The sequence below is a fragment of the Cupriavidus sp. LA-1 genome, from assembly GCF_055385985.1.
This window is the reverse complement of the sequence record NZ_AP031388.1, coordinates 2,186,570-2,199,439: the sequence shown is the minus strand read 5'-3', so window position 1 is coordinate 2,199,439 and position 12,870 is coordinate 2,186,570. Positions and strand designations below refer to the sequence as shown.

At 69.2% G+C, this 12,870-nt stretch carries 12 protein-coding genes; 1 reads left to right on the top strand and 11 read right to left on the bottom strand.

Annotated elements, in window-relative coordinates; translation table 11 throughout:
• Positions 1-41: 41 nt before the first annotated feature.
• The 7 genes from ACZ5MJ_RS29095 to ACZ5MJ_RS29065 all read right to left on the bottom strand — a co-directional run bounded on the left by ACZ5MJ_RS29095 (position 42) and on the right by ACZ5MJ_RS29065 (position 7,114).
• The gene (locus ACZ5MJ_RS29095; RefSeq protein ID WP_464224417.1) at positions 42-1,124 is read right to left on the bottom strand and encodes an enolase C-terminal domain-like protein; all 1,083 of its coding nucleotides are present in this window, start codon (positions 1,122-1,124) and stop codon (positions 42-44) included.
• A 21-nt stretch (positions 1,125-1,145) separates the two neighbouring features.
• On the bottom strand, positions 1,146-1,904 hold the full coding sequence (locus tag ACZ5MJ_RS29090; RefSeq protein ID WP_464226637.1) for an ABC transporter ATP-binding protein: 759 nt from the start codon (positions 1,902-1,904) through the stop codon (positions 1,146-1,148).
• Between the two features lie 244 nt (positions 1,905-2,148).
• Entirely contained in the window at positions 2,149-2,916 is a 768-nt protein-coding gene (locus ACZ5MJ_RS29085) for an ABC transporter ATP-binding protein (protein WP_464224415.1), read from the bottom strand.
• A 1-nt stretch (position 2,917) separates the two neighbouring features.
• Complete coding sequence (locus ACZ5MJ_RS29080) at positions 2,918-3,883, bottom strand: branched-chain amino acid ABC transporter permease (protein WP_464224413.1); 966 nt, start codon at positions 3,881-3,883, stop codon at positions 2,918-2,920.
• Positions 3,883-4,755, bottom strand: a complete 873-nt coding sequence (locus ACZ5MJ_RS29075) for a branched-chain amino acid ABC transporter permease (RefSeq protein ID WP_464224411.1) — start codon at positions 4,753-4,755, stop codon at positions 3,883-3,885. Before ACZ5MJ_RS29075 ends, ACZ5MJ_RS29080 begins: the two co-directional genes overlap by 1 nt.
• Positions 4,748-5,932 carry an alpha-hydroxy acid oxidase gene (locus ACZ5MJ_RS29070; protein ID WP_464224410.1) on the bottom strand — a complete coding sequence of 395 codons (1,185 nt, stop codon included), beginning with the start codon at positions 5,930-5,932 and terminating at the stop codon, positions 4,748-4,750. Before ACZ5MJ_RS29070 ends, ACZ5MJ_RS29075 begins: the two co-directional genes overlap by 8 nt.
• A gap of 18 nt (positions 5,933-5,950) precedes the next feature.
• Positions 5,951-7,114 carry an ABC transporter substrate-binding protein gene (locus tag ACZ5MJ_RS29065; RefSeq protein ID WP_464224409.1) on the bottom strand — a complete coding sequence of 388 codons (1,164 nt, stop codon included), beginning with the start codon at positions 7,112-7,114 and terminating at the stop codon, positions 5,951-5,953.
• A gap of 149 nt (positions 7,115-7,263) precedes the next feature.
• Here ACZ5MJ_RS29065 and ACZ5MJ_RS29060 point away from each other — a divergent pair, with 149 nt between their 5' ends.
• A complete protein-coding gene (locus ACZ5MJ_RS29060) occupies positions 7,264-8,184 on the top strand; it encodes a LysR family transcriptional regulator (protein ID WP_464224408.1) in 921 nt (306 codons plus the stop codon).
• A 13-nt stretch (positions 8,185-8,197) separates the two neighbouring features.
• Here ACZ5MJ_RS29060 and ACZ5MJ_RS29055 read toward each other — a convergent pair whose 3' ends face one another.
• The 4 genes from ACZ5MJ_RS29055 to boxA all read right to left on the bottom strand — a co-directional run bounded on the left by ACZ5MJ_RS29055 (position 8,198) and on the right by boxA (position 12,783).
• The gene (locus ACZ5MJ_RS29055) at positions 8,198-9,208 is read right to left on the bottom strand and encodes a Bug family tripartite tricarboxylate transporter substrate binding protein (RefSeq protein ID WP_464224407.1); all 1,011 of its coding nucleotides are present in this window, start codon (positions 9,206-9,208) and stop codon (positions 8,198-8,200) included.
• Positions 9,209-9,281: 73 nt separating this feature from the next.
• Complete coding sequence (locus tag ACZ5MJ_RS29050) at positions 9,282-10,436, bottom strand: mandelate racemase/muconate lactonizing enzyme family protein (RefSeq protein ID WP_464224406.1); 1,155 nt, start codon at positions 10,434-10,436, stop codon at positions 9,282-9,284.
• A gap of 108 nt (positions 10,437-10,544) precedes the next feature.
• Complete coding sequence (locus ACZ5MJ_RS29045) at positions 10,545-11,465, bottom strand: LysR family transcriptional regulator (RefSeq protein ID WP_464224405.1); 921 nt, start codon at positions 11,463-11,465, stop codon at positions 10,545-10,547.
• Positions 11,466-11,502: 37 nt separating this feature from the next.
• Positions 11,503-12,783 (bottom strand): benzoyl-CoA 2,3-epoxidase subunit BoxA, encoded by a 1,281-nt coding sequence (boxA, locus tag ACZ5MJ_RS29040; RefSeq protein ID WP_464224403.1) that lies wholly within the window; start codon positions 12,781-12,783, stop codon positions 11,503-11,505.
• Between the last annotated feature and the right edge of the window lie 87 nt (positions 12,784-12,870).

The window sequence follows — 12,870 nt, the reverse complement described above, 5'->3', positions numbered from 1 at the left end:
ATGCGGGGGGGTGTACTGCGGCTGACGCCTGCCATGCGCGTTCAGCTCACCAGATACGACGCGACCGCGGCTTCATCCCATTCGATTCCGACCCCTGATGCATCGAGCATCACCGCCGCGCCGTGCTCGAACCGCAGCGGCTGCCGCAGGACGGGCCCCGCCAGGTCCAGCCGCTCAAGCCAGTGCGCTGTCGGCGTGACCGCCAGCAGATGGCAGCTGAATTCCTGGAAGATGTGGCTGGACATCGGCACGCCGTGTGCCGCGGCCAGTGCGCCTGCCTGCAGCCAGCCCGTCACGCCGCCGATCTTCATCACGTCGGGCATGGCCAGATCCATGGCCTGCGCCTGGATGGCCCAGAGCATCTCGTCGGGGCCGAACCAGTTCTCGCCGAGCTGGATCGGCACGCGGCTGGCGGCGCGGATGCGCGCGTGGCCGGCATAGTCTTCCTGCCGCGTCGGCTCCTCGATCCAGGCAAGCCCTTCATCAGCCAGACGGCGGCAGCGCTCGATCGCATCTGGCACGGACAGCGACTGGTTGTAGTCCACCATCAGCGCAGTGCCGTCGCCAATCACGCGGCGGATCGCGCGCACCACGGCCAGATCCTCGGCCACGCTGGCGTAACCGATCTTTATCTTCACTGCGCGAAAGCCCTGGTCCACCGCTGCTTCGGCACGCCGGCAGCCCAGCATCTCGCCGTCCATGCTGTGGCTGTCATAGGCCGGCACCGGCCGGCGCGTGCCGCCCAGCAGCGTCACCAGCGGCACGCCGTGCGCCCGGGCCAGGGCATCCCAGGCGGCCATGTCGATGCCGGCCGCTGCCATCCTGACCAGCCCGGTGTTGCCCAACAGGCGGAAACGCGCGTCCAGGGAGCGTGTGATGTCAGCCGGCGCCAGCGGCTGGCCCGCCAGCAGCGGCGCCATGCCGGCGACCATCTCACGCACTGCGGCCAGCGCCATCGGCGTGTAGGTGAAGACGTAGGCGCGGCCGACAATGCCGCAGCGGGTGTGCAGGTCGATCAGCACCAGCGGCGCGGTATCGACGATACCGATCGCGGTCTTGACCGGGTATTCCAGCGGCACGCGCACCGCGCGCGCCCGCAGCGAAGCCAGTTCAGGTGTGGTCACGGTCTTGCTCCTCCCGCGGTGTCACATGCCCAGGTAGGCCTGGCGCACGCGGTCGTCGTGCAACAGCCCCTGGCCGGGGCCGGACGCGACGATGTGGCCGGCTTCCATCACGTAGCCGTGGTCGGCGATCGACAGCGCCGCCTGCGCGTTCTGCTCGACCAGCAGGATCGCCAGGCCGGCTTCGCGCAGGCGCGCCACGCAGGCAAAGATCTCCTGCACCAGCAACGGCGCCAGGCCCATCGACGGCTCGTCCAGCAGCAGCACCCTGGGGCGCGACATCAGCGCGCGCGCCATCGCCAGCATCTGCTGCTGCCCGCCGGAGAGCGTGCCGGCCAGGGCCACGCGCTTGTCACGCAACGCCGGGAACATCGCGTACATGCGCGCCAGGTCATCGGCCCGACCCGCGTCGCGGCGCGTGTAGGCGCCCAGGCGGATGTTGTCCTCCACCGACAGGCCGGCGAAGACCTGGCGCCCCTCCGGCACCTGCGCCAGCCCCAGGCGCACGCGCAGGTCCGCGCGCAGCGTGGTGACATCGCGCCCGAACAGCCGCACCGTGCCGGCGCTGGCGGACATCACGCCAGACAGCGTCCTGAGCAGCGTGGTCTTGCCGGCGCCGTTGGCGCCCACCAGCGTCACCAGCTGGCCCGGGGCCACGTGCAGGTCGACGCCGAACAGCGCCTGGATGCGCCCATAGCCGGCGGCCAGTCCGCGCACCTCGAGCAGCGGGTGCGGCAGGCCGGCCACGGCGACGCCGCTGCCAGCACGCGCCGGTGCCGTCATCACTTTGGAAATTGCTGGCATGTGGATTCCCATGTTGCTCACAAAGCGGAAACTGAGTGTGTTGTCTCCCCTCTCCCGCTTGCGGGAGAGGGGCCGGGGGAGAGGGCGGGCACTTGGCAAGCATCATGACGCATCACTTCGTGGAGAGTCCTGCCCTCTCCCCCGCCCCCCTCCCATAAATGCAAGCGGGGAGCAAACCGGCGGCGCGGCGGCTTTGTCAGTCTGGCTTCCCTGGTGATTGCACTCACGCGGCGACCCCGAGGTAGGCCTTGATGACGTCGGGGTGCCGGCAGATGCTGTCCGGATCGCCCTCGGCCAGGGTCTTGCCGTAGTCCAGCACCAGGATGCGTTCGGAGATCGACATCACCATCTGCATGTCGTGCTCGACCAGCAGCACGGTCACGCCAGTGCCCGCCACCCGCGCGATCAGCGCGCTGATCTCCGCGGTCTCGGTGTGGTTGAGGCCGGCGGCGGGCTCGTCCAGCAGCAGCAGCCGCGGCGCCGAGGCCAGCGCGCGCGCAATCTCCAGCCGCTTGAGCGCCCCGAACGGCATCGCCGGCGCCTGCGCGTCGGCATAGGCGCCTACCCCGGCGAACGCCATCAGCTCGCGCGCCCGCGCCGCACATTCGGCTTCAGCCGCGGCCAGCTTGCGGCCCAGCGGCGTGCCCAGGAACATGCCTGCCAGCAGGCCATGGTTGGTGCGCAGGTGTGCGCCCAGCATGACGTTCTCCAGCGCGCTCATGTTCATCGCCACCTGCAGGTTCTGGAAGGTACGGCTCATGCCGCGGCGCGCCAGCGCCTCGGGCGGCTTGCCCACGATCTCTTCACCGGCCAGGCGGATGCTGCCGCCATCCGGCCGGTACACCCCGGTGAGCAGGTTGAACAGCGTGGTCTTGCCGGCGCCGTTGGGCCCGATCACGGCATGCACGGTGCCGGCCTCGACGGTGAATGACACCCCGCCGATCGCCTGGATGCCACCGAAGGACTTGGTCAGGTCTGTGACTTCGAGCATGTCAGCGCCCCCGCTTTGCCAGCCAGCCAGCCAGCGAAGGCACCAGCCCCCGCGGCATAAAGATCATGGTCAGCATCAGCACCAGCCCGAACAGGATCAGCTCATATTCCTGCAGCCCGCCCAGCGCCTGCGGCAGCACCACCATCACGCAGGCGCCGACCACCACGCCGATGGTGGAAGCCATGCCCCCCAGCACCACCATGGTGGCCAGCTGCACCGACTGCATGAAGCTGGCCATCTGCGGCGTGATAAAGCCCGTGTAATGGCCCAGCAGCGCCCCCGCCACGCTGGCGACCACCGCCGACAGCACGAACACGCGCACCTTGAATGCCCCCGCATCCACGCCCATCACGCGCGCCGCCACTTCTGAGGTATGCAGCGCCCGCAGCGCCCGCCCCGCGGGCGAGCGGAACAGGTTGCGCGACAGCGCCACGGCCAGCACCAGCAGGCCCGCGGCCATGCCATACCAGCGCAGCGGCGTGTCGATGGCGAACCCGGCCAGCGCGAACGGCCCCACCGGCATGCCGTCCGGACCACCGGTCCAGTTGCCCTCGTTGACCAGGATCAGGTTCACGATGATGCCCAGGCCCAGCGTCGCCATGGTCAGCGAATGGCCGCGCAGGCGCAGCACCGGCCGCCCGATCAGGTAGGCCAGTACGCCGGTGCCGCAGGCAGCGGCCACCAGCGACAGCAGCGGCGGCCACGCCAGCCGCGCGCACAGGATCGCACTGCCGTAGGCGCCCATGGCCACGAAGGCGGCGTGCCCGATGCTGACCTGCCCGGCAAAGCCCATCAGCAGGTTCAGCCCGATTGCGATCACGCCGGCAAACAGGATGCGGATCGCCAGGTCGAGCAGGAAGTCATTGGGCAGCAGCGCCGGCAGGAGCGCCAGGCCGGCCAGGCCCGCTGCCGCGGCCAGCGTGCCGCGCGAGAGCGACGAGAACGATGAGGCAGATGTGAAGTTCATCAGACGCGCTCCGCCACCCGTGCACCGAACAGGCCGCGCGGCATCGCCAGCAGGATCGCGACGATCAGCACGAACGGCACCGCATCCTTGTAGGCCGACGAGACATAGCCGGACACCAGCGCCTCCAGCACGCCCACCAGCAGCCCGCCCACCACCGCGCCCACGCCGCTGCCGAGGCCGCCGAGCGAGGCCGCGACAAAGCCTTTCATGCCGAGCATCAGCCCCAGGTCGTACACCGTGGTGGTGACCGGTGCCGCGACGATGCCCGCGACCGCGCCAAGCAGGCCAGCCAGCGCAAACGCCAGCCACAGGATCCGGCCGGCCGGAATGCCCACCATCTGCGCCGCGGCACGATTCATCGACACCGCCTGCATGGCCTTGCCCACCAGCGTGAAGCGGAAGAAGCCCGCCACCAGCAGCATCAGCACCGCCGCCACGCCGACGACCCACAGGCTTTGCGGCAATAGCCGCGCGCCGGCCACCTGCAGCGGCGTATCGCCGGAAAACGCGGCCAGGGTGTACTGGTTCTTGCCCAGCGCCAGCTGCGTCACGCCCTGGATGAAGAGCGAGGCGCCGATGGTGATGATGATCAGCGTCAGCGGATCGGCCTTGCCTGCCGGCGCGATCGCCAGCCGCTCCAGCAGCCCGGCAACCACCACTGTTCCCAGGATCGCCAGCGCCGCCGCGGCCAGCGGCGGCAGCTGAAGCTGCAGCAGCGCCACGGTCAGCATACCGCCCAGCATCAGGAAGTCACCCTGGGCAAAGTTGATCACGCCGCTGGCGTTGTAGACGATGCTGAAGCCAAGCGCCGCCAGCGCATAGATGGCGCCGACCGTCAGGCCGGCATACAGGAACTGCATCAGGTCATTCATGGCTGTCTCCTCCGCTTGCGCGCGCCGCTTGTCCCTGGCACCACACGTGCCCCGGCTGCAGCGCTGCCACGTCCGCCGCACCGAGCAGCGTCATGGTCCGTATCAACTCTTCGGCCAGGATATCGAGCACGCGCTTTGCTCCGCGCTCACCATCGGCCGCCAGGCCGTACATGGTGGCGCGGCCCAGCATGACCGCGCGCGCCCCCAGCGCCAGCGCCTTGGCGATATCCGTGCCGCGCCGGAAGCCGCCATCGACCAGCACCGGGTAGGCGGGCCCCACCGCGCGCACGATCGCGGGCAGTACCTCGATCGTTGCCGGCGCGGCATCGAGCTGGCGCCCGCCGTGGTTCGACACGATGATCCCGTCCACGCCCTCGCTGCGCGCGCGCCGGGCATCGTCCGCGTGCAGGATGCCCTTTACCAGCAGCGGGCCGTCCCAGTGCTCGCGCAACCAGGCCAGCTTGTCCCAGGCCAGCGCGCGGTCCATGGCGCGGGCCAGCAGCGCGGCCTGCAGCTGCGGATCGGCGTGCCCGTCGTCGCGCTCGGACAGGTTGACGAAGCGCGGCGCGCCGCCACGCGCATAGCGGGCCAGCCAGCGCGGGTGCGCGCACAGATCCAGCAGCGTGCGCGGCCCCGGCCGGAACGGCAGCCGGAAGCCATTGCGCACGTCCCGCTCGCGGTTGCCGCTGACCGGCACATCCACCGTCAGCACCAGCGCGCCAAAGCCGGCGGCGCGGGCGCGCCGCATCATCTGCTCGGCAATGCCGCGCTCGGACATCACGTAGAGCTGCAGCCAGGGGCGCGGTGCGTCCGCTGCCGCCACCGCCGCGGCCACGGTCTCGATGCGACCGTTGGATGCCGTGGACTGCGTGAAGGCCACGCCCGCCGCGGCGGCGGCGCGTGCCAGCGCCACGTCGCCATCGGGCCGGCACAGGCCGTTCAGGCCGGTCGGCGCAATCCCGAACGGCAGCCGCCAGCGCTGGCCGAACAGCTCGGTCGAGGTGTCGATGGCCGACACGTCCGCCAGGCAGCGCGGCACCAGGCGCATGCCGTCGAGCGCGCTGCCATTGCGCCGCAGCGCGGATTCATCGTCCGCGGCCCCGTCGATATAGTCGAAGGCGAAGGCCGGCAGCGCGCGCCGGGCGCGTTCGCGATAGTCCGCTACGTTCAGCAGCATCGGCATATCCGGCTCCGCCTACTTCGCGGCCGCGAAGCGGCCCTGGCGGATCTCGACCATCTGGAACGCATCGATGGACAGGCCCATGTGGTCTGACGGCGTCATGGTGTAGACGCCGCTGACGCCGACAAAGCCGCGCGTCTGTTCCAGTGCCTGGCGCACCTTGTCCTTGTCGGTGCCGCCGGCGCGCCGGATGGCATCGGCGGCCAGCATCAGCCCGTCATAGGCGTAGCCACCAAAGGTGGACACATCCTGCCGGTAGCGCTGCTCATAGGCCGCCTTGTAATCGACGCTGACGTGCTTCTGCGGGTTGGCTGTGTCGAGCTGGTCGGCCACCAGCAGCGCCGGCGACGGCATGCGGATGCCCTCGGCAGCCTCGCCTGCGATGCGGATGAACTCGGCGGAAGCCTGGCCGTGCGACATGTACAGCGGCACGGCCAGCCCGAGCTGGCGGTGGTTGCGCGCGATGATCGCCGGGGCCTGCCCGGTGCCAAAGACAAAGATGGCCTGCGGTGCCGCCGAGCGTGCCCTGGTGAGCTGGGGCGTCATGTCGCTGTCCTTCTCGCCGTAGCTCTGCTCTTCGACCACGGTCATGCCCAGGCGCCCGGCGGCCTTGATGGTCTCGTTGCGGCCGGATTTGCCGAAGCCGCCGGTATCGGACAGCAGCGCAAAGCGGGTGATGCCGCGCCGCTTCATGTCGCCCAGCACCTTCTCCGCCGCCATGGTGTCGGAGTGCGGCATCTTGAACACATAAGGCTTGACCGGCTCAACGATCACCGAGGCTGCCGCGAACGAGATCATCGGCACCTTCGCGCCCTGCGCCTGCGGCACCATCGCCATCGTCGATCCCGTGGTAGACGATCCCAGCACCACGTCGACCTTGTCCTGCAGCACCAGCCGCTTGGCCATGGCGTTGGCGGTGTTGGCATCGCTATTGTCGTCGTACAGCACCAGCTCCACCTTGCGGCCCAGGATGCCGCCGCCGGCATTGAGCTTTTCCACGTACATGGCCAGCGTCTTCTGCGCCGGGTCGCCGAGGAATGATGCGGGGCCCGTTGCCGAAACCACGGCACCGATCCGCACCGGCTCCGCGGCCATGGCCGCGGCACTGCCAACGAGCACCGCGGCAGCGGCCAGCACGCGACGGAGCATGGATGAGGGGCGACGGCAATTCGCAGTCATGGGGTTGTCTCCTTCGTTCTAGTCTTGGTGTGTTGCGTGCTGCCGCTCGCGCGGCAGCCAGCACCAGTCGAGTATGGCCAGTCGCCCGCCAGCAATCAAATCGATTGTATGATTCCGAAAAATAGACACGATCTATACCGGAGACACCCATGACCGCGGCAGCGCCCTCCGCCAGCCGGCTCGACCTAAACCTGGTGCGCGTGCTGGTTGCCATCTACGAGACCCGCAGCGTCACCGGCGCCGCCGAGCGCCTGTTTGTCACCCAGCCGACCATCAGCTACAGCCTGTCCAGGCTGCGCGAGGTCTTCCAGGATCCGCTGTTCGTGCGCGGCCCCGGCGGCATGGCGCCGACCGTCGCCGGGGAGGCCGCCTACCGCAAGTTCGCCGCGGCGCTGGCCAGCATCAACAGCGCGGTGGAGGTCAGCCAGCACTTCACGCCCAGGTCCTCCACCCGGCGCTTTCGCGTTGCCATGAGCGATATCGGCGAACTCATCTTCCTGCCGCCGCTGGTCGAGGCCATCAGCGCGCAGGCGCCGGCGGTGGAGATCGAGGTCGTGCAGGTCGCCGCGGACGACGTCGCCGACTGGCTTGCCGCCGGCAAGGTGGACCTGGCGATCGGCAATCTCAATGTGGCGGGCGATGCCATCCGCCGCGAACGGCTCTTCACCGAGCATTACGTCTGCGTGTTCCGGCGCGACCATCCTGAAATCGGCGAGCGCCTGACACTTGCGCAATTCGTCAAGGCGCACCACGTGCTGGTGTCGTCGCCGGTCTCGGGGCACGTGCAGATCGAAGAGGCGCTGCGCCAGCGCAACGTCAGCCGCAAGGTCGCCGTGCAGACGCTGCACTTCACCATCCTCACCGAGCTGCTCACGCGCAGCCGGCTGCTGGCATCGGTACCCTCGCGCGTGGCGCGGCTGTTCGAGCAGACCGCGCCGGTACGCTCACTGCCGCTGCCGATCGAGATCGCGCCGTTTGAGGTGCGCATGTTCTGGCACGAACACCAGGAAGACCAGCCGCCGCACCGCTGGCTGCGCGACATCGTGCTGGCGACGCTGCGCGGCCTCTGAGCCCCGCACCCCGCTACTCCGCCCGCAGGCCGACCTCGCGCGCGGTCTGCCCCCAGCGGCGCAGCTCCTGGCGCACGAACTGCTGGAACGCCTCCGGCGGATTGCCGCCCGGCGTGGCGCCGTTCTGCTTCCAGACCGACACCAGCTTGGGCGCGGCCAATGCGGTCGCGGTCAGCCTGGCCATCCTGGCAACGATCTCCGGCGGCGTTCCCGCGGGCGCGAACAGGCCATACCAGGTGGTGAATTCCATCCCCGGGAAGCCCTGCTCTGCCAGCGTCGGCACATCGGGCAGCACCGGCGAACGCGTCGCCGAGGTGACCGCGAGCGCGCGGAATTTCTTTGCCTGCAACTGCGGCAGCGCCGACGGCATGGTCTCGAACATCAGGTCGATCTGCCCGCTCAGCAGGTCGGCCAGCGCCGGCGCGCTGCCCTTGTAGTGCACGGCCTGCATGTCAACGTGCGCGGCACGGCGGAAGGTTTCGGTGCTCAGGTGATGCAGCGTGCCGACGCCACCGGTGCCATAGTTCAGTCCGGCGCCGGCCTTGCGGCCGCGTTCCGTCAGTTCCCTGACCGAGTGGACCGGCGAGTTGGCGTTGACGATGACCACATTGGGCGTGGTGGCCACCAAAGTGACCGGCACCAGGTCTTTCTCGGTGTCGTACGGCATCTTCGCCACGATCGAAGGCAGGATCATGTGGTGCGTGGCGCCGAGCAGGAAAGTGGTGCCATCCGGCGCCGCCTTGGCGACAAAGTCGGCGCCGATCATGCCGCCCGCGCCGCCACGGTTGTCGATGATGAACTGCTGGCCGGACAGCTGCGAGAGCATCTGCGCCAGCGGGCGCGCGAGCGTGTCGAGCGAGCCGCCGGCCGAGGCCGGCACCACCAGCCGCACCGGCTTGCCGGGCCATTTGTCGGACGCTTTATCGGCTTGGGCGTGGCCGGGCGCCGGCAGCGCCAGCATGGCAAAGGCGGCTGCGGCCAGCAGCCGGCGCCGCATCGGCCGCGGTGATATCGAGTGGGGCATGGTTGTCTCCTGCGGGTCCGGTCACTTGGCCGGACATCTGTTTTATGGGAACGGCAGTCGGGCGGGCAGCGGCTTACCCCTTGCCGCTGCCGCGCGAGGTAGGCAGTTTCGCGATCTCCCGTATGGTGTCCATGTCCGGCTCGAAGCCAAGGCCAGGCGCGTCCGGCAGCGTCAGCTGGCCATTCCTGGGCTCCGGCACGTTGCGGTACATCCGGCGCATCATCGACACCGCGACCAGGTGCCACTCCACCCGCCCGCCATTGGCCAGGCCGGCATGCAGGTGCATGTTGTGCAGCGGAAAGGCGCCGCCATTGGCAATCGCGGTCTGGAACGCCGAGGCCATGCCCGCGATGCGCGCCGCCTGGGTAAAGCCGCCGCTGATGACCACGTTGGGCTGGGCCACGTCGATGGCGCCGGCGACCAGCAAGTCGCGGAAGCGGAACGCCAGGCCCTCGTTCTGGCCCGCGGCCAGCGCCATGCCGGTGCGGCGGCGCAGGTCGGCCAGGTGCGCCACGTCGTTCTGCGAAATCGGCTCCTCGAAGAAGGCGATCCCATACGGCTTGACCAGGTTTGCCAGCTTTTCCGCGTGGTAGGCGTCCAGGCTGCAATTGGCATCAATGTACAGGCGCGGGCCCGCGCCCACTTTGTCGCGCACCGCATGCACGCGGCGCGCATCCTCTGTAATGATGGCGTCCAGCGGGCGCGGCTCGTCGCGGCGCTGCATGGCGTGGTGGCCCACCACCATCTTCAGGTCGGCATAGCCCTGCGCGACACAGGCTGCCGCCACTTCGGCCAGCGCGTCGCGCTCCAGGAAGCCGAAGCCAAACGTGGTGTAGAGCGGCACAGTCTGGCGTGCGCCGCCTAGCAGCTTCCACACCGGCTGCCCCAGCGCCTTGCCTTTGATGTCCCACAGCGCGATATCCAGCGCTGAGATTGCATGCATGCCGTAGCCAGTCTGGCCGCGCGGGCACAGCAGCCAGTACAGGCGGTCCCACAGCGCCTCATGCGCCAGCGGATCGGCACCGATCAGCGCGGGCCCGGCCACCTCGCGGATGATGGAGGCGATGACCTCCTCCTCGGTGATGGCGGTCAGGCCGTGGCCGATGATGCCGGTGGAGGTCTCCACCTCGACAAAGCAGGCAGACAGGCTCGACTGCCGGCGCACGCCGGCGATGTCGAAGTCGACCGGGACGTTCAGGGGAATGGCATTGACGCGGGTAATCTGCACGACGGGCTCCGAAGCGAAAGCGTTGCCCGTATTGTTCTGGCTGGCCCGCTTTCGCGCCAGCGCCGGATTGCGGCGCCTGGTTTGCAGATTTTCGAAAGCACGCCGGCATCAGCTGGCGGCGTCCGGCGCCAGCGCCTGGTAGATGGCCTCGACAATCGGCGCGACCCCGTCTTCCGGCTCGCGGCAGACACGAAAGCGCCGCACCGCCCAGGGCTCGTCGAGCGCGACCAGCCGCAAGGCATCGCCGACAGCAAACATTGCCGCGACGCCATCCGGCACCAGGCCGATGCCGATGCCGCCGAGCACCATCGCCAGCAGGCTGTCGAAGCTGCCGGTACGCACGCGGATGCGCAGTGCGGCGCCGTGCCGGGCAGCGTGGTGCTCCAGGGTAGCGGCGATCGAACTGCCCTCGGCCAGCCCGATGAAATCCCAGGCAAGCAGGTCGACCAGGCGCACGCTGCCATGCTGAGCCAGCACATGGCCCGCCGGCACCACCAGCAGCAGCCGGTCGCTGCGGTAAGGCCGGCTCGGCACCGAGACAGCGCCGATGCCTTCCTCGTAAACCCCGATATTGACCAACTGGTCGTGCACGGCGCCGATCACCTGGCCGCTGGTCATCTCTTGCAGGTCGATGCGGATGCCGGGATGGCTGCGCGCCAGCGCCTGCAGGTCGGCCGGCAGGAACTGCATCACCGCGGACTTGCACGCGGCAATGCGCACCACGCCGCGGTCCCCGCGCAGGTGGGCGTCGGCGTCGTTGCGCATGCGGTCGACCACCTGCATCAGCAGGTTGGCGTGCGCAAGGATGGCGCGCCCGGCCTCGGTCAGCGCCACCCCGTGCGGGCGCCGCTCGAACAGAGGCAGGCCGAACTGCGCCTCGAGCGCGGCAATGCGGCGCGAGGCCGCCGCCGTGGCCATAAAATGCAGCTCGGCGGCGCGGCTGATGCTGCCGTGCCGGGCAACTGCCTGGAACAGGCGGACGGTGGTCAGGTCGAACCTGACCAGGGTGGAAAGGGGCGGCTCCGTCATGGTGACGGCAGCATACCTTGTCGCCGCCCGATTTTCATCAGTACGTTTCCAGATGCAGGCGTCCTTCACGCCTGAGGCCGTCAGCCAGCGCCTCCCACTGCAACCCCGCCTGCTGCGCCACGTCGCGCAGCGCCAGCACCACGCCCTCTTCCATGCTCTTGAGCCCGCAAACATAGAAGTGCGTGTCGGAGCTTGCCAGCAGTGCGGCCAGATCCACCGCGCGCTCGCGCATCAGGTCCTGCACATAGCGCCTGGGCTGCCCCGCCGTGCGCGAGAACGCCAGGTTGATATCAATGAAGTCCTTGGGCAGGCTCTGCAGCGGGCCGAAGTAAGGCAGCTCTTCGCGCGTGCGCGCGCCGAAGAACAGCATCAGCTTGCCGCCGTCGAACTTGCCGGCCTTGCGCAGGCGCCGGCGCCATTCGGTCATGGCGCGCATCGGTGCGCTGCCGGTGCCGGTACAGATCATCACGATGTTCGAGCGCGGGTGGTTCGGCATCAGGAAGCTGGCGCCGAACGGCCCGATCACTTCCACCTTGTCGCCCACCTGCAGGTCGCACATGTAATTCGACGCCACGCCGCGCACCGGGTTGCCGTCGTGATCCTGCAGCACGCGCTTGATGGTCAGCGACAGGTTGTTGTAGCCCGGCCGCTCGCCGTTGCGCGGGCTGGCAATCGAATACTGGCGCGCATGGTGCGGGCGGCCGCCGGCGTCGGTGCCCGGCGGGACGATGCCGATGGACTGGCCTTCCAGCACCGGGAACGGGGTCGAGCCAAAGTCCAGCACGATATGGTGGGTGTCGTACTCGCGGCCGACCTCGGTGACGCGCACGTTGCCGGTCACCGTGGCGGTGATGGTCTTCTGCGCGGATTTTGCGCCATACAGGTTGGTGTACGCGTGCGCGGCGGACCACGGCGGCACGGTGGCGCCGTAGCGGGTGCTGTTGAACACTTCCTCGCCGGTGCCGGCCAGCGGCGATGCCGTGGCGGCTTCTGGCGCGGCGGTCTGCACGTCGGCGCCGGGCGCCAGGTCGGCCAGTTGCTCTGGGGACAGTTCTTCCGGCAGCGTATCCCAGCCCAGCTGCGCCTCGATGCTGTAGGCGCGCAGGCGGGGCATGGCGCGCCAGTTGTCGATCGAGCCGGTCGGGCACGGCGAAATGCAGGCCATGCACAGGTTGCACTTGTCGGCATCGACCACGTAGTTGCGCGAGTCATGCGTGATCGCACCCACCGGGCAGGTGGCTTCGCAGGTGTTGCAGCGGATGCAGATCTCGGGATCGATCAGGTGCTGCTTGATGACTTGAATTTCTGCCATGTCCATGGCGGTCTCCACAGGATCAGGGGCGCTCGGGGTGAGGGTCGTTGCTGCGGCGGCGCTTTGTCGTCGCGCCGGCCCTCTCCCCCGGCC